Below are 19,851 nucleotides of genomic sequence, written 5' to 3'. Positions count from 1 at the left end.
CGTGATGGAAAACAGCGGAAGGCGCGAGCCGGTTGGCGCTTGAAGGGATGGAACTGAAAGTACGCCGCTTGCCAAGCCGGGGAAATGATTCCTTCGGCAGGAATCCGTCCGCCGGGGCCCGCAAAGGGGCCGTGCCGATGGACGGATTCCGGGCCTGCGGAAAACGGGCGGCTGCCTTGCCGCCCGAAACGGCTTCCTTACCCGCGGGCCCGCTTGAACCCTTCGGCGGAACGGGCGATGACTTCATCCTCGACGCAGAACGCCAGGCGGAAATGGCCGGGGCCGCCGAAACCGGAACCGGGCACGGCAAGGATGCGTTCATCAAGGAGCTTCTTGACGAAGGCCACGTCGTCGCCGCCGGGAGCCTTCGGGAAGAAATAAAACGCGCCCTTGGGCATTTGGAATTCATAGCCCGCGTCGGAGAGGACGTTGCCCATCATTTCGCGGCGGCGGGCATAAATGTTTACGTCCACCTGCGATCCGAGCGCCCCCGCCATGATATGCTGGCCCACGACGGGCGGGTTCACGAAGCCGAGGATGCGGTTGGCGAGCGTCAGCCCGCCCATGAGTTCGGCGCGCTCGGCGAAGAGCGGGGACAAGGCGATGAAGCCGACGCGTTCCCCGGCGAGGCACAGGTTCTTGGAGAAAGAGCTCGCCAGGACTGCGTAGGGGTACATGGGCAGCAGGCTCGGCACTTCCACGCCGTCGAAAGCCAGGAAGCGGTACGGTTCGTCGACCACGAGGTAGAGCGGGCGGCCGTTGCGTTCGGAGGCTGCGGCGAGGATGGCGGTCAGGCCTTCGAGCTCTTCGCGGGAGTAGACCGTGCCGGTGGGGTTGTGGGGCGAATTGATGATCATGGCGCGGGTCTTGGGCGTGATGGCCGCCTCGATGGCGGGCAGGTCAAGCCCGAAGGTGCCCGGCAGGGTAGGAACCTTCTTGAGCGTGCCGCCGTGGTTGCCCACGTAGGAGCCGTATTCCACGAAATAGGGGGTCACGGTGAGCACTTCGTCGCCGGGCTCCAGGACGGTTCTGAAAATCACGTTGAGCGCGCCCGCGGCCCCGCAGGTCAGGATGACGTCGTTGGCCGTGAGCCCGACGCCCTGTTCCTTGGAAAGATGGGCGGCGAGCTTTTCACGGGCCCAGCCGAACCCGTTGTTCGGCATGTAGCCGAGGCTGAACGGCTCGTCCACGTGTTTGACGAATTCGGCCAGCGCCTTGCCCACGGCGGGCGGGGGGGCGAGATCCGGGTTTCCGAGGCTGAAATCACATACGGCGTCGTCGCCGTACTTCTGCTTGAGCTGGATGCCGGCTTCAAACATGCGACGGATCCAGGAGCCGTTTTGGATGGAGGAACTCATCTGGGTGCTGATGATGCTCATGGCTGCTCCGTGTCTCATGACCTGAGAGAAAGTGTTGCGGAGTGTGCAGCGGTCGGGCTGCGTTGCGCGGCGTGGGCCTGACGGATGCGAACAATGCCGCGAATTTTTTTATATACCCCATCAAAGGCCGCTATGCCAAGGGGCATAAGGGGCGGGGATATGCGCGCTTTTAATGGAATTTATATTCAACTATATGAAATTAAAAATGAATTCTTTCAAAAGCCATTGAAAGGGCGAATGCCTCAAGGGGCGCTTCCCGTTTGTCCCGGATGTACAAAATTTTCACTGGTGCGAAGGCGGCGCGTATGGGTGAGCAGCCGTCTTTTTTGGAAATCAGGGGTGGAATTTTTTTTGCATTTCTGATAGGTAAACGGCGTAAAACCCATGAGCTTGTAATGGAACAGAGGCGGCCTTGCTCCGTGGGCAGGGGCTTGGTCTATAAAGCCGGAAAGAGAGTTCAACCATGTCTTTGTTATGGAAAGAAGCGTTCACCCTCGGGGATTTTTCTTGGTCGAACACCAACTCTTTCTCTGATATTATCGAAATTACTGATCTTGAAACGCTCAAGCATTTTCTTGATGCGGTACACGTCAAGTTCTGCCTGCTCAAGCCGTGGTGCGAAACGGAAAATTATCCGCTGGTCGATTCGCGTGATCTCCTGCCTTCTTTCGAGGCGGAATTGTGGGAATACAAGGGGCTCCCCGGTTTTTCCATGGTGGCCTTTGCCCGGCCTCTGGAAAGTTTCAGCGAAATTTTCCAATACGACATCCTCCATCCGGTTCTCAGTGCGGTAAACGCGGCGGAAGGAGCCTCCTGCCCCTTGGAAACGCACGTCATCGCCCGCAACGTCCAGATCTTCCTAAGCCGCCTGCCCAAAAAACTTCAAGATCCTTTCCGTGATCAGTTCCGGCGCGTGGATACCGCCGTACTTGACTACTATCCCGCGCTGATGCCGTACCTGCTGGCGATGGATCGGGCCCATGTGTTCGCTACGGACGTCTACGGGCATTATCATCTTGCGGGGCTTTTCGCTTCATTCCCGTCCGATATGGACGGCGAGATCAAGCGGTTCGGGCTGCGCACCGGTAAATTCAAGATCGGCGACAACGAGATGTACGAACGCAACCGGACGTTCGTCTGCCAGTTCCTGATGGAACTGTACGGCTTTCCCATTTCCTCGGAGCGCCGGACTTCGGCGGCGCTTTTTTCCCGGCGCCTGCACAAGCTCGGCGAGCGGTTTATGGTGCGCGTGCTTGGGCAGTCCGACCGGACGATCACGACCATCTGGAACAACGGCGAGAACCGGCCCTATCCGCGCGTTGAAAAAATCGCCCTTGTGAAGCTCGACCCTGAGCAGAAGGATTTGATCCGGGCGTGCGGGGAGGGCGGCTTTTTCGTGGACGCCGAAAAACGCGTGGTGATCATCCGCATTTCCTACAAACAGCACCGCTACAATGCGGACAACGTGCGGCAGGATCGTGCCCTTTCCGTCGAGCGGCAGGAGCTGATCCACCCGCTCACGGGGCGGGTGATGCCGGACGTGAACGTGGTCAAGGATACCAGCACCATGATCCTGCGCCTCAACGACATTGTGCGCGGCGAGTATGTGGGCCGCGCGGTCTACAAGCGCAATGAGCTGGTGGAGAATACGGATACGGACGAAAAGCGCCTCAAGTTCCTGTTCTCGTGGCTGTCCAAAAACCAGCGCCGCATCATCGGGTACAGTGAAGAGTTTTACAACAATACCACCAAGGTACTGGACGCCTACCTCAAAAACCCCGAAAACCAAGAAGCGTTTGCGCTCCTGCATGATCTCAAGCAGGAAGTGATGAGCAAATACGCCTATATCCGTCAGGCGCGCACGGTGCGCTATCTTGAGGACATCGTTTCCCGGAACTATAAGGGGGAACGGCTGACCTACAGCCGTATGCTGATTGAAGCGATCGGGCTGCTGCGGGATCTCAAGTTCGAGCTCGGCAACTACTTTGAACCGCTGATGCTGAGCGTGCTCCACTATATGGAAATGATGCTGGATGACCGTTACCTGCTCCGGCGCTACATCAATTGCCCGGACGAAAAGCTGAGCAAGGGCGGCGTGGAGATACGCAAGAATTATCGGCGTCTTGTCAGCCTCAAGGACGAATTCGAGTCGGTGCGCAAGTCCCGGCAAAAACCTGTTGCCGAAGGGTAACAGGGACGTTTGGGGAACTGGGGGCGCTTCTCAAAAGGGAGCGTCCTTTTTTAGGGGCATTTGACAAGACCCTTCGCCGATGCGAATTTCCTGTGCCGCCATATCGGTTTCCGGTATGCGTACCGCGGACTTTTTTTGAAGGAAAACATCATGGCAGAGAATGAAATTCCCGAACCGCCGGACTGGTCGGATGCGCGCACGTTTTTTCTGGAGCCCGATCTGTGGCATGCCCCCTATGAACTGGACGCTTCGGAGAGCCATCACCTGACCCGCGTGTTGCGTATCCGCGAGGGTGAGGAGGTACGTGTCCTGGACGGCAAGGGGCGCGAGGGGCGTTTCCGGGTTTTGCCCTATAAGAAGAACGCCAAGACCGTAGCCTTGCAGCTTCTTGACGAGTGGACGTACCCCGAACCGGAATCGAAGGTCATCCTTGCGGCCGGCTGGACAAAGGCCGCCCGCCGGGGCTGGATTTTGGAGAAGGCCGTGGAGTTTGAAGCCAGCGGGATCTGGCTGTGGCAGGCCGAGCGGAGCCAGTTCCCCGTGCCGTCGGACATCAAGGAGTCATGGCAGGGGCAGCTTGTTGCCGGAGCCAAGCAGTGCCGCAACCCGTGGCTGCCCGAACTGCGTACCATGCCCGGCGGCGTGGGTGAGCTCATCGCGCTGGCCGAGGAGCTCGGCTGTGAGCATCGGCACGTGCTCGTGGAGAGCGGGCACAAGTCGGTCATGTCGCTGACCCCGGACACGCTGGGGCAGCCCGGCAAGACTCTTTGCGTGGTCGGCCCTGAAGGGGGCTTTACGGTGCAGGAAGTGGAGAAGCTCACCCGTGCGGGGTTCCTGCCCGCGACGCTCGGCGAGCGCGTTTTGCGCTGGGAGACTGCCGCCGTGCTGTGTCTCGGCCTTCATTGGTGGAAGCGTCAGCTTGGAGGGGAATAGGGAGGAAGACCGGGGGAGGAAACTTTCTGGAGAAAGTTTCCTCCCCCGGACCCCCACCTTCAAAGACTTTTGACCTTATCGAATCCCTGACTTCAGCTTTCCCGTACTTGGGAGGAGCCTCTTTTTTAAGGCCCTGTCAGAGTATGTGGCTGTTTTATCTCCAGAGAGCGTTGAAAATACAGATTTTTCCAGTTTTCCCCTTGGCGGAATCCACGGCTAAGGCTTTTTGCTGGTTATTCCTTTGGAATTTCAAGAAATAGCCAATAAAATTCCCCAATCATGGAGCCCATCAGCGGAAAAATTGGAAAAAGTATATATTTTCGTTATATTATTGAGATAGAACAACCATATGCTTTGACAGGGCCTTAAAAAAGAGGCTCCTTTTTGTTATGGCTGTGTTATAGAAAATGGTTGATGCTTTTTTTCTTGAAATTTCAAAGGGATAACCGGAAAAAACTTGGCCGTGGATTCCACCAAGGGGAACACTGGAAAAAGGCTGTATTTTTCACCGCACTGTGGAGATGAAATAACCACATGCTGTAACAGAGCCTTTGTCATAGGGTTCAGCTTGCTGGGGCACAAGGCGGCCGAAACGATAAACCGCTTGTATAAGAGCGGTTGTTATTTTGTTGTTAATAGGTAACAGCAGAATGCTGGGGGCTATTGCCCCGACCGGCTAAAATGTTCCGTCCTGTCATAAGGGATTCGATAAGGTCAAAAGTCTTTGGAAGAGGAGGGATGGGGGTGTGGGGGAAGGGAGGGGAAACCTTTCTCCAGAAAGGTTTCCCCTCCCTTCCCCCACAATGCCCCCCCCACCCGTCACCCTCTCACCAAATCAACAACGGCACGCAAACCGAGCAGATAGCTGCCGCTGCCGAACCCGGCAACGGAACCCCGTGTCACGGCGGAAAGCACGGAAAAATGGCGGAAGGCTTCGCGGGCGTGGACGTTGGACATATGCACTTCCACGACCGGAATGCTCAAGATTGCCAGCGCATCCATGATGGCATAGCTGTAATGGGTCCATGCCCCCGCGTTGAGCACGATGCCGTCCGTACCGTCCCCGTGCGCCTCCTGAATCCGTTCCACAAACGCGCCTTCATAGTTCGACTGGAAAAACGAAACCTCCACTCCGAGCTCCCCGGCGAGCGCGGAAAGTTTGCCGTTGATGTCTTCGAGCGTTTCCGTCCCGTAATGTTTGGGATCGCGCTTGCCGAACATATTAAGGTTGACGCCGTGCATGACCAGAATACGATTCATAGGATGGTGTCCTTTTGGATTGTGCAGGTTGCGGGACGGCCTGAGATGCCGCCGTGGGGCACAGCATAGGGAAAAGGAAGCCGGAAAACCAGAGGGGAATGGCCCCGCGGAAAAAAGAACCCGGATGAGGCTTGCCAAATGGAGTAAAATCAATAGAATCCAAACGAAAAGCCTGTGCGGTCTGGGGGGTAAGGACGCGCGGCGCAGGAGGCGTATCATATGAAACAGTGTCTGGTTATGCAGCATGTCGCCTTTGAGGACATGGGGACTTTCGCGCCTGTGCTGGAAGAGAAAGGGTTTGCCATCCGCTATTGCCCGGTGGATGAACCGCCTACCGAAGAGGAATGGCTGTCCGCTGAGCTCGCCGTGGTTCTTGGGGGCGCCATCGGGGTTTACGATCAGGTGCTTTATCCGTTTCTCAAGGATGAAAAAGATCTCATCAGGAAGCGCCTGGAGTCGCAAAAGCCGCTGCTCGGCATCTGTCTGGGGGCGCAGCTCATTGCCTCCGTGCTCAAATCCCGCGTATATCCCGGCAAGGGCAAGGAAATCGGCTGGGGCGGCGTAGAGCTCACCGAGGCGGGCAGGAAGTCGCCCTTGCGTTTTCTTGATGGTTACCGCCCGGTTCTGCATTGGCATGGGGACACGTTTGATTTGCCCGAAGGTGCCGAACTGCTGGCTTCCACCCCGTTGACCCCGCATCAGGCGTTCCGCATGGGGAACCATGTGCTGGCGTTGCAGTTCCACCCGGAGGCCGATGCGGACAAGCTGGAAAGATGGTTTGTCGGGCATGCCTGCGAGTTGGCCCGCGCCGCCATCGATCCCCGCCGCCTGCGCGAGGAAACCAAACGCGCGGGTGAGAGCGCCAAAAAAACGGGGCAGGCGCTTCTGCGTGAGTGGATAGACCAGTGGTAAAAGTATGCTGACAAGCAATGAGGAAACGCGCAGCCGTCGGGGTGCGCGTTTTTTTGTATGGCTGTGTCTTAGATCGTGTCGTCAACTAGATATAATTTATTGAAATTATTGAGTTGTTTTTAGGTTGTAAAAGGTTGTTTTCAAATGGTTTCAAATAGTTCTATGTCAAATGACGACACGGCCTGGAAAATGGTTGATGCTTTTTTGAAGTCCCAAAGGAATAACCGGCAACATGCCTCAGCTATGGATGCCGCCAAGGGGAAAACTGGAGAAAAAGGCCGTCTTTTCACCGTGCTGTGGACATGAAACAACTATGCTCTGACAGAGCCTTTTGTATTGTGGAGGCCATGCGCTGAAGAAGCGGCTCTGTGCTTTGGCGGGGCGGGTTTCCCTTTGCTGGGAAAAGGAGGAGAGCCGCACGTTTTCCTTAACAGTTTGCAGCGTCCTCGCCGTCGAAAAAGCGGTTCATTTCCGCCTCGCTGGGGAGCTCTTCGGGTGAAATCAGACCTTGCAGGCGCCCTTTCCCAAAGAGGGCAATCCGCGAAGCCACCCTTTTGGCCTGCGGCAGCCCGTGGGAGACGAGAAGGATGGGATAGCGATCCGCCAGCCTGAGGAGCAGGTTTTCAATGGTATGGGTTGTTGCGGGATCGAGGGATGCCGTGGGTTCGTCGAGGAGCAGCATTTCCGGCTCAAGCGCCAGCGTGCGGGCAAGGCAGAGGCGTTGCTGCTGCCCCCCCGAAAGTATTGAAGCCGGTTCCCGCAGGCGTGAGCGGACATCCTGCCAAAGCCCCACCTCCGTCAGGCTGCGTTCCATCCGTTCCTGCCATTCCGAGGCAGGGAATCCTGTTGCCAGTTGAAGGGGGAGCAGCATGTTTTGCCGGATGCTGGCGGGCAGGATGTTGGGCGTCTGGAAGACCATACCCACGCGGCGGCGCAGGTCGGAGAGTGCGGCCTCTCCGGTGCGTCCGGCATAGATCGGGCGGAGTTCGCCGCCTAAACGGAGTTCGGCCTCGCCGGATGTCCGGCATCCGGGCAGGCATTCGTTCAGGCGGTTCAGAGCTCGGAGGAAGGTCGTCTTGCCCGATCCTGAGCGTCCGAGCAGGACGGTGACGCCTTCGGCCGGGATGTCCAGGGTGATGTCATGGAGGATCGTGCGTCCGTGGAAGGCGACGGAAAGCCGCCGGATACGTGCTGCCAGCGTCATGCGGAAACTCCCTCCCGCAGGGAACGGGCGTCCTTGCGGCGTTGATAGCGGGCGTGCAGCCACCATGCGGCGAGCAGAAGGCTTCCCGAAAGCAGCAGGAGCGTCAGTGAGGCTCCGAAGCCGCGTTCGAGTTCTTCTGGCGTCTGGTATTGGGCCGCCGTGTAATAGATGAAGAAGGGCAGGGCCTCGAAGCGCACGGCGAGGCCGGACGGAAGGCCCGCATTGGCGACCACGCCGGTCAGCAGGATGACCGCCGTGTCTTCGGCGGCGCGGCCCATAGCCAGCATGACGCCGCCGAGGATGCCCCGGCTGGCTTGCGGCACGAGGATATGGCGGACTGTCTGGCTGCGTGTCAGGCCGAGCGCGAACCCCGTCAGGCGCAGGGAGGCGGGCAGCCCTTCCAGCGCCGTCCGGGTTGTGACCACGAGCGAGGGCAGAACCAGCAGTGCGAGGCAGCCGCCCGCGAGCAGGATGCCGGGGCTGGCTCCGGCGATGCCGAGGCGGTGCAGGAACAGGATGAGCGTAAAGCCGAAAATCCCCATGACGATGGACGGTATGCCCGCGAGGACGTCCATGAGCACGCCGAACCTTTGTTTCATGGAAGGCGAGGCGTACTCGGCAAGATAGATGCCGCAGCCGATGCCCGGCCCGACGGCGAGGAGCATGGTCGTCACGATGAGGCAGAACGTCCCGGCGCAGGCGGGCCAGATGCCGTCCCAAACGGGCAGGGTTCCGAGCAGGGCGCGGAGCGGCGGGGTGTCTCCGAAGAGGAGGGACGGGCCGAGCGTGGGCAGGCCGCGATACAGCAGGAATCCGAGCAGGCACGCGATGGCGGAGGCGACGGCGATCCCCGAAATGAAGGACAGCGGGCGGAGTGCGGAAGGCGCGTGCCGTCTCCAGAGGGCGGGCAGTCCGGGAAGCTGTTCGCCGGATTCGGATGCCAGCTTGCGCAGCGCAAGGCTGACGCAGGCGCTGGTGAGGAGGAGCAGCCCGCCCGCCACAAACAGGGAATTATATGCCGGGCCGCCCACTTCGGTGGCCGTGACGAGCCCCATGTGCGCGGTCAGCGTCCGCAGGCTGCCGAACAGGGATTCCGGCACATGCGGGGCGTTGCCCGTAAGCATCAGCGGGATCAGTGTATCGCCCACGGCGCGCCCGAAACCGAGGATGGCCGCCGTAAGCAGCCAGCGCCGGGAGGCGGGGAGCACGAGGCAGGCCAGCGTTTGGGAGCGCGTAAAGCCGAGGGCCGCGGCGGTGATGCGGACGTCCTTTTCCTTCGTCCGCATGGCTGAATCCATGACCAGAACCATCGTGGGGAGGATGAGCAGGGCGAGCATCAGGGCTGCGGAGAGCCAGCAGAGGCCGGAACCTTTCCCCGCGGCCTCGCGGACGATGGGGACAAGCAGAAAGACGGCGGCGAAGCCGTAAACCACGGTGGGGATCGTGGTCATGAACCGGATGATGCCCGCGACGGTGCCGCCGAAGAGGTGGTTTTTCCCGCCGTCCTGTATGGTGCAGGCCACGCCGACCGCGAGAGGCCAGCTCAGGAGCAGGGCGGAGACGGACAGCAGGAGCGAGCCCACGATCATGGGCAGGATGCCGAATTCATAGGTATCCGGGCGCCAGACCCAGTTGAATATCTGACCCCCCTGTGCGCTGAACACGACGGGCAGTGCGAAGCAGGCGATAAGGGCGAAGACGGCGCACACGGACGCCCCGGCCAGCCATGCCGCCAACAGGGGGAGCCCGCCGCGTTCCGTGAGTGAAGTGTCCATCAAGCTGTCCGTGTTGAGGTGTATGGAAAGGCTGCTGGGGAAAGGAGGGGCTGAGGGGAGGGGCTCTTTCCCCTCCCCAAACGGCCGGCACTGCCCGCGCCCACCCCTCTCCCTCCAGAGACGTCCGTTATCGATCCCTGATGCCGTTTTTCCCTGAGGAAGCGGAAGGCGGCGTTGGCGTCCGTTTTTTTGGGGGGGGAGAGGACGCCAACGCCAGTGTGCACGAGGTCGGGCACTATGGTTCATCAGGGGATGAATGCATTGTAAACATGGAAGGTGGGGAGACAGGTGGGCTCCCCATTCTTTCCGTGTTGGGGCGGGTTATTGCCTGCCGGTGGGGATGTAGCCGCTCTTTTTGATGATTTCGGTGCCTTCGGGGGTGTAGATGTAGTCGATGAAGGCTTTGGTGATGCCTTCGGGGGCGCCCTTGGTGTTCATGAACAGCAGGCGGGTCACTTTATACGTGCCGTTGGAGGCGTTTTCCTGCGAGGGAACCATCTTGTCGAAGACGAGCGCCTTCACGTTCTTATCCACATGCCCGATGCCCACGTAGCCGATGGACTGCTTGTCCTGCGCCACGGCGGTCTTCATCGCGCCGTTGGAGTTCACCACGTTGGCGGACTGCACGATGGAGCCCTTGTTCAGCGCGCGTTCCACGAACACTTCGCGGGTGCCGCTGCCGTCTTCGCGGGTGTACAGGGTGATGGGCGCGTCGGCTCCGCCGAGTTCCTTCCAGTTGGTGATCTTGCCGTTGTAGATGTCGGCGGCCTGCTGGGCGGTGATGTCGGTCACGCTGTTGGTGGGATTGACCACGAGGGCCACGCCGTCAATGGCGAAGGGGAATGTTTTCAAGCCGAATTTTTTGATTTCCTTGTCCTTCAGCGGGCGGCCCGTGTTGCCGATCTGGACGAGCCCTTCGCCCACCTGCTGTACGCCCACGCCGGAACCGCCGCCCGCCACGGTGATGCGGATGTCGGGATTGGCGGTCATGATGCGTTTGGCGGCTTCCTTCATGACCGGGATGTGGGCGGTGCCTCCGGCAATGTCCAGAGTGCCTTTCATACCCTTAAAGGCGTCGAGGGGCGCGGCCACGGCGGTGGCGGCCAAAAGAAGCGTTGCGGCGAAAGCGGGGAGCAGGAATTTTTTCATGGGAGCCTCACAAGATACAAGTAGAGGATAGCCTGACGCATGGAGTGAGGATGCGGCAGGACGAAAGCGCACGCTCAAGGCGTGCAGCCCTAGTTGCTCGGAGACGCTTCCATACCCGGTATGGAATGCGCGTGGATGGGGGAAGGGTCCGGTGTCACCTCACCGGAGCACGCAAGGCGCTCAGGGGGGGAGGCAGTTTGCGGATGCAAGGCGAAGGCACAGACCACACGGGACAGGACGGCCCGCTATGGAAGAGAAAAGGAAGAGGCGGTCTGTGGAGGATGGAATCATGATCAAAGCATAGCCGCAAGCGGCGCTTTTGGCAACGGCATCCAACGGATTCTTTTCGGCGGGAAGGCTGATATTGAAGCCCCGCTTTTTAGGGGGGCGTCAATTGTATAATCCATTGAAATTGTTTAACTGTTTTTAAGTTTCAAAATATCTTTTAATAATTTCAAATTGTTATATAGTGTGACGACACGCCCTAGGGGGAAAAGCCGCCCTTGCTGCCTGCATCAAACAGTTTGATGTCGTGTATTTTTTATATGCTGAAACAACTGTCTATAGTTACCCCAAAGCCTCTGCCGCAGCCTTTGGCTGACGTCATTTTGCAGTAATTGATTTCACTGGGTTTTGGGGAGGCATTTGCTGACAAGCCCAACGGCTGAAAATATTTTTTCAATATTTGCTATAACCTATATAAAACAAAGGCTGTGTTATAGAAAATGGGTGATGCTTTTTCCCTTGGAACTCCAAAGGTATAACCGGAAAATGTCTTAACCGTGGATCCCGCCAAGGGGAAAACTAGAAAAAAAGCTCTATTTTTCATCGCACTGTGGAGATGAAACAACCACATACTGTAATAGAGCCCAAACAAAAGGCTGTATCATAGAAAAGGCTGATGCCTTCTTGAAGTTCCGAAGGAATAGCCAAGAAAAAGCCTCAACCATAGCGCCCGCCAAAGGAGAACTTGAAGAAAAAGGCCGTATTTTCACCATACTGTGGGATGAAGCAATAGCATTCCATGACAGAGCAAAACAAAATGGCAACCTTTTGCCATAACGGATCCTTTCAAAAACGCTCTGTTATAGTTTGCTCATCTCCACAGTGAGGTGAAAATACAGCCTTTTTCTCCGGTTTTCCCCTTGGCAGGATCCACGGTTAAGACATTTTCCGGTTATCCCTTTGGAACTTCAAGGAAAAAAACATCAACCATTTTCTATAACACAGCCTTCAAAAAAAAAGCCGCCCAACGGAACTTCCGTCGCGCGGCCTCCCCACCCGTCGAAAGTCTTGGGAGGGAGAGGGGAGGGGGTTCGGGGGAGGGGAGAGGGAACCCTTCTCCAGAAGGGTTCCCTCTCCCCTCCCCCGATATCCTATTCAACCCCAAACTCGTACTGCCCCATCTTGTCGAGGATAGCGCACATGGTAATCGCCATCATGCCGGAAAGGAAGGCAACCCGTTCCTTGGGCAGGGCTTCCAAGGTCCCTTCGCCGACCAGCCGCTGGTAAAACAGCGAGGGGCACTCTTTCTGCCGGTTCTGGGCCATCAGCCGGATATAGCCGGAAAACGTGTCGTCGATGAAGCTCTCGATCTGCTCGGAGGTGTACCCGGCCACCTGCGACAGCAAGTTCCGGGTGCTCCGCAGGTATTCGGCCATGACCTGATTGGAGGCCTGCGCCATCAGGCCATAGACCACGGCGGCGTGGACGAAGCCGTACCATTCGCGGGTGAGGGCCTTGCGGGAGGCGTCGTCGGCACAAGGAACACCCGCTCGCTGGGCCATCTCAAGGAGATCCTGCTCACGGGTGTTGAGTTCAAAGAGGATGCAGGCGGCCTGCACCGCCTGTTCAGGAGAAAGTATTTTCTTTTCGGTTTGTTCTTGCATGGCGTTTCCGGCGGGCAGGGCGGCCGCGAGAGGCCCCGCCAGGCTATGCCGCTACCCGATTTCGTTAGTGTCGTCCTTGGTATGGAACGGATTAAAGGAGGCTTCTTCCCTGAACATGGCTTCGAGGTAGGACAGCGCGTTGTCGCTGCTTGTCTGCTTGATGCCGATGGCGCCGTAGGAGAAGTTTACATGGAACTGCTTGACGCGGTCAGTTCCATAGCCGATTTCCATGAAACATTCCACCAACGAGATGGGCTTGACGCTGATGGGGATCCATGTGCGGTCGCTTCTGTCCTCCGTGTGGATGCAGACGGCGGCGATCATTTTGTTGTTGACGATGCGGAAAGAGGCGGTCTGATCCGGCAAGGGGGTGCAGGCTTCGTCGATGCGCAGGGGAACCACCAAATCCGGCTGCTGGCAGCCGATGTAAAATTCAAAAAGTTCCACGAAGGTCAGCAACTGGCTGTATGCGGCGCTGGCGTATTCTTCTTCAACTTTTCTCCGTTGTTCAAACATGGAACAGATTTCAGCGTAAGCGGACATGGATGTTTCCTCCTGCGGATGCGTTTTGCCGAATAACATTCCGGTATATGACGGCGTTTCCCGTGCAGGCGGCCCGGAGGGGCGGGGAGCGGCGCGGGCAAGCGCGGTTCTCCCGGCGGGAAACGCATCTCCTTGTTCCCTTTGCAGTTGTATTGCAACACGCCTGCTGCAATGGAAAAGGGGCCCGCACGGAGCTTGCCGTTCCGTGCTGCGTCCTTACCATGCAAGAAAGTTCAAAGATGATCAAGCGCCGGACAAGGAAAAGAACGTCCGGGGCCCCGCTTTTTATCGGGCCAATGCGGTGCTGGGATACGGCTTGCGGCGGCGTCCCCCGGCACGGTTCGGAGGGAGGGCCTTTTTGCGTCCGGGAAAACGGGATTCGCCTCCTCATTTTTAGGGGAAGGCTTCGCCATGGAACGTGGCTGTTTCATCTCTACAGTATAACGAACATACAGGTTTTTTCTCCCATTTTTCTATTGGCGGGCTCTACGGCTGAGGCATATTTTGGCTATCCCTTTGGAGTTTAACAAGGCTGTGCCATAGAAAACGGTTGATGTTTTTTCCTTTAATTTCCAAAGAGATAACCGGAAAAATGCCTTGGCTATGGATTCCGCCAAGGGGAAAGCTGGGGATAAAGTCTGTATTTTCACTGTGTTATAAAGATGAAGCAACCACATACTATGACAGAGCCTTATTCTTTGTTTGCGTGAACAGGCCCTAGGTTGTGGCGTTAATTAGATATAATATATTGAAATTATGTAACTATTTTAAAGAAACAAAATATTATTATTTAATAATTTCAAATAGTTATATGTAATATGAAACACAACCTAAGGGAAAAGCGGGCAAGGAGCGTTGTGGTAGGGTGCCCCCGTTGGCCGGAGGCTTCTTTTTGCGTCCGCCCTCCCCTGAAAACATTGAGGAAACCCTTTGGGTTCAATACTCTCAGAACTCTAAAGGGATATATAATGGCGGTTTCCCGGCGTTCGCGGCACCTTTTGCGCAAGGCACAAAACGAATCAGGAGGTTTTTCCATGCGTAAACTGATTGCTGTGACATATGATACGGAATTCAAGGCCGAAGAAGTGCGCCTTCAGTTCCTGAAAATGCAGAAGTCGTATTTGGTTTCCCTTGAGGACGCCGTGGTTGTTGAAAAAAAGCAGAACGGCAAGGTGAAGCTGCACCAGATGTACAACCTGACCGCCAGCGGCGCCGTCGGCGGCGGTTTCTGGGGCGTGCTCATCGGCCTGATCTTCATGAATCCGCTGCTCGGCCTTGTGGTCGGGGCCGGAGCCGGTGCCGTCGCCGGTGCGCTGAGCGATGTGGGCATCAACGACGATTTCATGAAGCAGCTTGCTGAAAAGCTGACGCCCGGCACGTCCGCCCTGTTCGTTTTGGTCGACTCCGACCTCACCGACAAGGTGCTTGACGCCCTGCGCGGCACAGGCGGGACTGTCCTCCAGTCCTCGTTGTCCCATGAGGACGAAGCCAAGCTCCAAGCCGCCCTGAACAGCGCCCGCGCCGCTCAGAAGGATGCCGAATAGCTCGCCGATGCTCCGGAAAGGCAGTATGGAAAGGCCGCTTCCTCAGGGAAAGCGGCCTTTTTGTATGCGCAACGGGGAGGCGGTATGGAATCCTCCCCGTACATCAGGCGGGGTTCCGCTTATACGCTTTCCAACTGGCCGAGGTTGTCCACGACCAGCGTGGGCTGGCGTTCGAGGCCGGGCAGGTCGCTGCGCTTGGCTTCCCCGCTGAGGACGAGGATGAAGTCGATGCCCGCGTTTTCAGCGAGTTTTTTGTCCGTGCTCAGGCGGTCGCCGACCATAACCATGTCTTCTTTTGCATAGGTATCCAGAAGCGTGCCGAGCACTGCGGGGTCGGGTTTGCCGAAGATATGCTGTGGACGGCGTCCCGTAGCTGTTTCAAACAGCGACATGAAGCTGCCCGCATCCGGGAGCGGCCCTTGCGGGGAAGGGCAGACGAGATCCGGGTGGGTGGCGAGGTAGGCTACTTCCGGGTTTTGCAGCAGCAGGGCGGCGTGGGTGAGCTTTTCGTAGGTGAGCTCCGTATCGTATGCCAGTACGACGGCTTCCGCGCCTTCGGAGTCGCCGTAGCCGAGGACGTTCAGTTCCGGCATCCGTTCGCGCAGGCACGCCACGAAGTCACGGTTCCCCACGGGGTACACCGTGCGGATGCCGTTCGCCCGCAGGTGGGCGATGAGCGGCGTCACGGGGGAAAGGATGCGGTCAAGCGTCGCCGGGATGCCCATCCGGGCCAGCTTGTTGACGTAGGTCGTCGGGGCCTTTGACGTGTTGTTGCTGAGGAAATGGAAGTCGATGGCGTCCCAGTGGCGGAGGATGAAGTCGACCGTTTCTTGAATGGGGATGTCGCCGAGGTAGACGGTTCCGTCGAGATCCAGAACAAAACATTTCTTGTTGAGCATGGCAGTCTTCCGGGGATCAGTGTTGGAAAGCGCGTTACCATACGGAGACTTTGTGCGCCTGTCCAGCCGGACAGCCTTTGACGTTTCCCCACAGCCTGTTGAACCAAAAGGAAGAACAGGATAAAAGCGGGGAGCACAGGGAGGACACATGAGCAAAACTTCCGCTCGTCATCAGGCCTTGCAGGAGTTCCTTTCGGCCCGCGGCTACGCGACCATCGAGGAGCTGGCCCGGCATTTTGAAGTGACGCCGCAGACGGTTCGCAAAGACATCAACGCGCTCGCCGGAGAGGGGAAAGTGCAGCGTTTCCACGGCGGGGCGGGCATGGTTTCCGGTTCGGAGAACATCGTTTACGACGAGCGCAAGGGGATTTGTCAGGAAGAAAAGCGGCGTATCGGCGCTCTGCTGGCGACGCACATCCCGGACGGCGTTTCCGTGTGCATCAATATCGGAACCACCACCGAAGAGGCGGCGCGCGCCCTGCTTGAGCACAAGAACCTGCGCGTGGTGACCAACAGCATCAATGTGGCTTCCATCTGCGCCCGCAACTCCTCCTTTGACGTGGTGGTCGCCTGCGGCACGGTGCGGCACAGGGACAACGGCATCGTCGGGGCCAGCGCCGAGCGTTTTATCCGCGAGTTCCGCGTGGACTACGGCATCATCGGCATTTCCGGCATTGACGAGGAGGGCAACCTGCTCGATTACGACTACCGGGAAGTCGCCGTGGCCCGTACCATCATCGAATGTTCCCGCCGCGTGTTCCTCGTGACCGACCGATCCAAGTTCGGGAGGCCCGCAATGGTTCGCGTCGCGCACCTTTCAGACATCAACGCGCTGTTCACCGACGGCCCCATCGACACCAAGTGGGCGGATCTCATCCATGAGCACGGCGTCGAATTGTTCATGGTCTGATCGGATCGAAAAGAATGACGATAGGAAGGGAACCTTTCAGGAGAAAGGTTCCTTTCTTTTTGAATGGCTGTATCACAGCAAACGATTGGTGTTTTCTTGAAGTCCCAAAGATATAGCCGATAAAATACCCCAGCCATAAAGCCAGTCAACGGAAAAACAATATGAAAGCCTATATTTTCAATATATTATAAATGTAAAAGGCCCTATCATAGTACATGGTTGTTTGTTTCAGTAATATATTGAAAATATATGTTTTTTTTAATCTTTCCGCTGGTGGACTCTGTGATTGGGGGATTTTATTGCTTATTTCTTTAGGTCGTGTCGTTATTTTACATGTAATTATTTGAGGCTATTGAAAATAATCATTTTGTGACTTTAAAATGGTTAAATAATTTCAATATATTATATATTGAAAACACGACCTAGAATTTCAAGAAATAAAGCATCAACCGTTTTCCATGACACAGCCTTTGAAATTCCAAAGGAATGACCAATAACGTTTCTCAGTTATGGAATCTTTTAGTGGAACAATAGAGAAAAAATGTATTTTCACTATGTTGAAAAAAAGTAACCACATTCTATGACAGAGCCTATAGAAACAAAAGGAGATTATACCAGAAATGGACGGCGGCGCAGAGCCAGAGGGAACGGTGGCGCGTCCAGAGCGCACCAAAGGCAAGCGAAGGGAAAAACGTCAGAGCCGCCATAAGGGGCGTATGCGTTGGCAGGTGGGAAAGCGCGAACAGGGCCGATGTTATCAACATGCCGCCCGTAAACAGTCCCCATTTGCCCGGCACACATTGTTCAAGCTGACGCTGGAGCAGGGCGCGGTACGCCAGCTCCTCCGTTACGGCGGCGAATGCCAAACGCCACAGGGGTGGGATGCCGCCCGCCGGGAACAACAGCCCAATGCCCCCGATCAGGAAGGCCAGCCAGACCCACCGATCCCGGAACGAGCCGAAAAAACGCCTCCTGTCCAGCGATCCCCTGATGTCCGCCCATACTTCCTTCATGCTATATTATTACCCACTAGAGCAAGTTAACTTTAACATATTAATATTACATTTAGACACGCTCGATCCGGCATTGGACAGCGCAACTCCATTGTGCTTATGCCTTCGCAGCGACCGCCTGCTTCCTGTAGCCGGAAGAACGTTTTCACATTGAACACCCTCTAACTGATACTCTCCAGCCGCTTGTTCCCGGAAAGCCGCGGATAGGGATTCGATAAGCACAAAAGTCTTTGGGGATGGAGGGGATGGGGTTTGGGGAAGGGGAGGAAGGCCCTTTCTCCAGAAAGGGCCTTCCTCCCCTTCCCCAATCTTAAAAGAAATCCCGGCAGCGCCCGGCGTCCTCGTATCTGTTCAAACGCTCGCACTCTCCAAGCTCACAGGCTTTTTTCAGATCCTGACAGGCACCTTCCGTTTCGCGCAGCAGGAAACGCACGTCGCCGCGGTTGATGTACGCGCCCGCCAGATCCGGGATGAAGGCGACGGCACGCGTGTAGTCGTCGATGGCGGCCTTGAATTCCTTCTGCTCCTTGAGCACGTTCGCCCGGTTGTAGTAATACTCACCCTGTTCGGGGCGCAAGGCGATGGCCCGATCAAGATGCGCCTTCGCGCTGGCGTAGTTCCCGGCGCGCAGCATCACGACGCCGAGGGCGTTCTGCGCTTCGGCGTCGTCAGGATGCTCACGGGCATAGGTGCCGAGAGCCGTGCCCGCATCGTCCGCGAGCCCCATTTGATACATGGCGAGCGCCTTATTGTAGAGCACTTCGGAAGACGCCGCATCCGTGCCGCTGACCAGCGAAAGCTGCCGGAGGGCCTTTTCCGGCTCCTTCCGCTGGATGAGGATGCCCGCCTTGCCCACAAGGGCTTCCGGGTTGGTGGGATCGATCCGCAGGGCCGCGTCAAATTGCCGTTCGGCGCGCTTGTAATCGTTGGCGGCGTACAGCGCGGTGCCCGCATTGGTATGCAGCGCGGCGGAGCCGGGCGAGATGGAGACGGCGCGTTCAAAGGCTTGGGCGGCGTTCCGAGGCTGGTTGCAGCTCAGATAGGCCATGCCCAGCCCGTTGAGCAAGGCCGGGTGCTCCTGCTGCTGCAGCGCGGCGCTGAAACGGAGGATGCTCTCGCGGCAGTCGCCTTTCTGGTAGGCTTCGACGGCCTCGTTCATCGTGCTGGCCGGAAAGGTGGGGGCGGCCCCCTGTTTGCGCATGGGCGTACAGCCGGAAGCCGCCATGAGGACGAAAACGGCACAGAGGGCCGCCGCTGCGGAACGGAAGGGGGCCCGGCGGGAAAACCCGTGCTGCGGGACGGGGCGGTGAGCCGACATCATAAAAACTCCTTGCGAATCTGTTCCAGAGAAAACTGCCCTTCGAGGATGCGGGCCGTTCCCGTGGCCGGGATATAGACCGAGAGGGTATCCTGGCCGGACTGAAGGTGGACGACGTGTTCCTGCACCACGCCGAGGGGATGGAACAGCAGCTTCTGAGAGCTGCCGAGCAGGTAGTGTTCGTCAACCGAGGCGGCGGACATGCCCTTGGGGAAGTCCTCCCTGAGCGGGCGATCGCCGTTTTCCGAGCTGATTTCCATAAACGTCTGGCCGAGTTCGAGCGTAACGGGCGCGTTGAGCAGAAGTGCCCGGCTGCGGGCCGTGGAGGACGCGGTGACGAGCGCCTGCGCCCCGGTGTAGAGCGGATTCCGCTCGACGGAGAGGGCGCCCGCTCCCACGGCCGCCAGCACGCCCATGAGCACAAGGACAATGAGCAGCTCAAGCAGGGTGAACCCGGCAGACCGCCGCTCAGCGGTCGGGCACATCTTCGCCCCAGATGTCGGCGGCTTCGCCTTCGCCGCCTTCCGCACCGTCGGAGCCGAGGCTCATGATTTCAAACGGCACTTTCTGCCCCGGCGCCGTGTAGACGTAATCATTGCCCCAAGGGTCTTTCGGGATCTTGGTGATGTAGCCGTTGGCAGGGTAGTTCTTGGGCGTCTTGCCGATAGCCGGGCGGGTGACGAGGCTTTCGAGGCCCTGTTCCGTGGACGGATAGAACCCGTTGTCGAGATAGAATTTCTTGACCGCCGTGGACAGGTTTTCGATCTGCATCTTGGCCTGCACCACGCGGGCCTTGTGGGGTTCGTCCATGAATTTCGGGGCGACGATGGCTCCGAGAATCCCCAGAATGACGATGACGATCATCAGTTCGAGCAGGGTGAACCCGCCGTTGTTCCGTTGCCGGATGTGTCCTTTGTCCATGTTTTCCTCCT

General features: G+C 57.7%; 17 protein-coding genes. 5 read left to right on the top strand and 12 right to left on the bottom strand.

Going from position 1 to position 19,851, the window contains the following annotated elements; all coding sequences use genetic code 11:
• Nucleotides 1-197: 197 nt before the first annotated feature.
• Nucleotides 198-1,379 (bottom strand): pyridoxal phosphate-dependent aminotransferase, encoded by a 1,182-nt coding sequence (locus tag AC6I1V_RS05560; protein WP_479858936.1) that lies wholly within the window; start codon nucleotides 1,377-1,379, stop codon nucleotides 198-200.
• 463 nt (nucleotides 1,380-1,842) lie between these two features.
• Between AC6I1V_RS05560 and AC6I1V_RS05555 the strand changes: the two genes are divergently transcribed.
• Nucleotides 1,843-3,570 carry a hypothetical protein gene (locus AC6I1V_RS05555; protein ID WP_302552137.1) on the top strand — a complete coding sequence of 576 codons (1,728 nt, stop codon included), beginning with the start codon at nucleotides 1,843-1,845 and terminating at the stop codon, nucleotides 3,568-3,570.
• Nucleotides 3,571-3,720: 150 nt separating this feature from the next.
• Nucleotides 3,721-4,503 carry a 16S rRNA (uracil(1498)-N(3))-methyltransferase gene (locus AC6I1V_RS05550; protein WP_482333531.1) on the top strand — a complete coding sequence of 261 codons (783 nt, stop codon included), beginning with the start codon at nucleotides 3,721-3,723 and terminating at the stop codon, nucleotides 4,501-4,503.
• Nucleotides 4,504-5,322: 819 nt separating this feature from the next.
• Here the strand turns inward: AC6I1V_RS05550 and aroQ are convergent.
• The gene (gene aroQ / locus AC6I1V_RS05545; protein WP_308771629.1) at nucleotides 5,323-5,763 is read right to left on the bottom strand and encodes a type II 3-dehydroquinate dehydratase; all 441 of its coding nucleotides are present in this window, start codon (nucleotides 5,761-5,763) and stop codon (nucleotides 5,323-5,325) included.
• A gap of 219 nt (nucleotides 5,764-5,982) precedes the next feature.
• On the opposite strand from aroQ, the gene AC6I1V_RS05540 reads away from it, so the two are divergent.
• Nucleotides 5,983-6,675 (top strand): glutamine amidotransferase, encoded by a 693-nt coding sequence (locus AC6I1V_RS05540; protein WP_486854872.1) that lies wholly within the window; start codon nucleotides 5,983-5,985, stop codon nucleotides 6,673-6,675.
• A 427-nt stretch (nucleotides 6,676-7,102) separates the two neighbouring features.
• Here the strand turns inward: AC6I1V_RS05540 and AC6I1V_RS05535 are convergent, their stop codons facing one another.
• The 5 genes from AC6I1V_RS05535 to AC6I1V_RS05515 all read right to left on the bottom strand — a co-directional run bounded on the left by AC6I1V_RS05535 (nucleotide 7,103) and on the right by AC6I1V_RS05515 (nucleotide 13,235).
• Nucleotides 7,103-7,879 (bottom strand): phosphate ABC transporter ATP-binding protein, encoded by a 777-nt coding sequence (locus tag AC6I1V_RS05535; RefSeq protein ID WP_486854873.1) that lies wholly within the window; start codon nucleotides 7,877-7,879, stop codon nucleotides 7,103-7,105.
• Nucleotides 7,876-9,654 (bottom strand): phosphate ABC transporter permease, encoded by a 1,779-nt coding sequence (locus tag AC6I1V_RS05530; RefSeq protein WP_486854874.1) that lies wholly within the window; start codon nucleotides 9,652-9,654, stop codon nucleotides 7,876-7,878. Before AC6I1V_RS05530 ends, AC6I1V_RS05535 begins: the two co-directional genes overlap by 4 nt.
• 321 nt (nucleotides 9,655-9,975) lie before the next feature.
• The gene (locus AC6I1V_RS05525) at nucleotides 9,976-10,803 is read right to left on the bottom strand and encodes a phosphate ABC transporter substrate-binding protein (RefSeq protein WP_486854875.1); all 828 of its coding nucleotides are present in this window, start codon (nucleotides 10,801-10,803) and stop codon (nucleotides 9,976-9,978) included.
• A 1,376-nt stretch (nucleotides 10,804-12,179) separates the two neighbouring features.
• Entirely contained in the window at nucleotides 12,180-12,692 is a 513-nt protein-coding gene (locus AC6I1V_RS05520; protein ID WP_486854860.1) for a hypothetical protein, read from the bottom strand.
• Between the two features lie 51 nt (nucleotides 12,693-12,743).
• Nucleotides 12,744-13,235 (bottom strand): hypothetical protein, encoded by a 492-nt coding sequence (locus AC6I1V_RS05515; protein ID WP_486854861.1) that lies wholly within the window; start codon nucleotides 13,233-13,235, stop codon nucleotides 12,744-12,746.
• Between the two features lie 1,034 nt (nucleotides 13,236-14,269).
• Here AC6I1V_RS05515 and AC6I1V_RS05510 point away from each other — a divergent pair.
• On the top strand, nucleotides 14,270-14,779 hold the full coding sequence (locus AC6I1V_RS05510; RefSeq protein WP_005025835.1) for a DUF1269 domain-containing protein: 510 nt from the start codon (nucleotides 14,270-14,272) through the stop codon (nucleotides 14,777-14,779).
• A 119-nt stretch (nucleotides 14,780-14,898) separates the two neighbouring features.
• Here the strand turns inward: AC6I1V_RS05510 and AC6I1V_RS05505 are convergent, their stop codons facing one another.
• Nucleotides 14,899-15,678, bottom strand: coding sequence for an HAD-IIA family hydrolase (locus AC6I1V_RS05505; RefSeq protein ID WP_486854862.1), 780 nt, complete (start codon nucleotides 15,676-15,678; stop codon nucleotides 14,899-14,901).
• Between the two features lie 148 nt (nucleotides 15,679-15,826).
• On the opposite strand from AC6I1V_RS05505, the gene AC6I1V_RS05500 reads away from it, so the two are divergent.
• Nucleotides 15,827-16,588 carry a DeoR/GlpR family DNA-binding transcription regulator gene (locus AC6I1V_RS05500; protein ID WP_302554734.1) on the top strand — a complete coding sequence of 254 codons (762 nt, stop codon included), beginning with the start codon at nucleotides 15,827-15,829 and terminating at the stop codon, nucleotides 16,586-16,588.
• Between the two features lie 590 nt (nucleotides 16,589-17,178).
• Here the strand turns inward: AC6I1V_RS05500 and AC6I1V_RS05495 are convergent.
• From AC6I1V_RS05495 to gspG, 4 genes are all read right to left on the bottom strand, one after another.
• Entirely contained in the window at nucleotides 17,179-17,601 is a 423-nt protein-coding gene (locus AC6I1V_RS05495) for a JDVT-CTERM system glutamic-type intramembrane protease (RefSeq protein ID WP_486854863.1), read from the bottom strand.
• Nucleotides 17,602-17,911: 310 nt separating this feature from the next.
• Complete coding sequence (locus AC6I1V_RS05490) at nucleotides 17,912-18,922, bottom strand: tetratricopeptide repeat protein (RefSeq protein WP_486854864.1); 1,011 nt, start codon at nucleotides 18,920-18,922, stop codon at nucleotides 17,912-17,914.
• Complete coding sequence (locus AC6I1V_RS05485; RefSeq protein WP_482332136.1) at nucleotides 18,919-19,404, bottom strand: pilus assembly FimT family protein; 486 nt, start codon at nucleotides 19,402-19,404, stop codon at nucleotides 18,919-18,921. The genes AC6I1V_RS05490 and AC6I1V_RS05485 overlap by 4 nt, the downstream gene beginning before the upstream one ends.
• Nucleotides 19,388-19,840, bottom strand: a complete 453-nt coding sequence (gene gspG / locus AC6I1V_RS05480; RefSeq protein ID WP_302552558.1) for a type II secretion system major pseudopilin GspG — start codon at nucleotides 19,838-19,840, stop codon at nucleotides 19,388-19,390. The genes AC6I1V_RS05485 and gspG overlap by 17 nt, the downstream gene beginning before the upstream one ends.
• Between the last annotated feature and the right edge of the window lie 11 nt (nucleotides 19,841-19,851).

This window comes from Bilophila sp. T19-St14 (genome assembly GCF_059728385.1).
This window is presented reverse-complemented; position numbering and strand designations above follow the sequence as displayed.

What these genes read in the sequence shown, in the direction of transcription:
- AC6I1V_RS05490 (WP_486854864.1), bottom strand. Translation starts at nt 18,922, where the DNA reads ATGATGTCGGCTCACCGCCCCGTCCCGCAGCACGGGTTTTCCCGCCGG.
- gspG (WP_302552558.1), bottom strand. Translation starts at nt 19,840, where the DNA reads ATGGACAAAGGACACATCCGGCAACGGAACAACGGCGGGTTCACCCTG.
- AC6I1V_RS05495 (WP_486854863.1), bottom strand. Translation starts at nt 17,601, where the DNA reads ATGAAGGAAGTATGGGCGGACATCAGGGGATCGCTGGACAGGAGGCGT.
- AC6I1V_RS05520 (WP_486854860.1), bottom strand. Translation starts at nt 12,692, where the DNA reads ATGCAAGAACAAACCGAAAAGAAAATACTTTCTCCTGAACAGGCGGTG.
- AC6I1V_RS05535 (WP_486854873.1), bottom strand. Translation starts at nt 7,879, where the DNA reads ATGACGCTGGCAGCACGTATCCGGCGGCTTTCCGTCGCCTTCCACGGA.
- AC6I1V_RS05560 (WP_479858936.1), bottom strand. Translation starts at nt 1,379, where the DNA reads ATGAGCATCATCAGCACCCAGATGAGTTCCTCCATCCAAAACGGCTCC.
- AC6I1V_RS05510 (WP_005025835.1), top strand. Translation starts at nt 14,270, where the DNA reads ATGCGTAAACTGATTGCTGTGACATATGATACGGAATTCAAGGCCGAA.
- AC6I1V_RS05500 (WP_302554734.1), top strand. Translation starts at nt 15,827, where the DNA reads ATGAGCAAAACTTCCGCTCGTCATCAGGCCTTGCAGGAGTTCCTTTCG.
- AC6I1V_RS05530 (WP_486854874.1), bottom strand. Translation starts at nt 9,654, where the DNA reads ATGGACACTTCACTCACGGAACGCGGCGGGCTCCCCCTGTTGGCGGCA.
- AC6I1V_RS05515 (WP_486854861.1), bottom strand. Translation starts at nt 13,235, where the DNA reads ATGTCCGCTTACGCTGAAATCTGTTCCATGTTTGAACAACGGAGAAAA.
- AC6I1V_RS05525 (WP_486854875.1), bottom strand. Translation starts at nt 10,803, where the DNA reads ATGAAAAAATTCCTGCTCCCCGCTTTCGCCGCAACGCTTCTTTTGGCC.
- AC6I1V_RS05505 (WP_486854862.1), bottom strand. Translation starts at nt 15,678, where the DNA reads ATGCTCAACAAGAAATGTTTTGTTCTGGATCTCGACGGAACCGTCTAC.
- AC6I1V_RS05555 (WP_302552137.1), top strand. Translation starts at nt 1,843, where the DNA reads ATGTCTTTGTTATGGAAAGAAGCGTTCACCCTCGGGGATTTTTCTTGG.
- AC6I1V_RS05550 (WP_482333531.1), top strand. Translation starts at nt 3,721, where the DNA reads ATGGCAGAGAATGAAATTCCCGAACCGCCGGACTGGTCGGATGCGCGC.
- AC6I1V_RS05540 (WP_486854872.1), top strand. Translation starts at nt 5,983, where the DNA reads ATGAAACAGTGTCTGGTTATGCAGCATGTCGCCTTTGAGGACATGGGG.
- AC6I1V_RS05485 (WP_482332136.1), bottom strand. Translation starts at nt 19,404, where the DNA reads ATGTGCCCGACCGCTGAGCGGCGGTCTGCCGGGTTCACCCTGCTTGAG.
- aroQ (WP_308771629.1), bottom strand. Translation starts at nt 5,763, where the DNA reads ATGAATCGTATTCTGGTCATGCACGGCGTCAACCTTAATATGTTCGGC.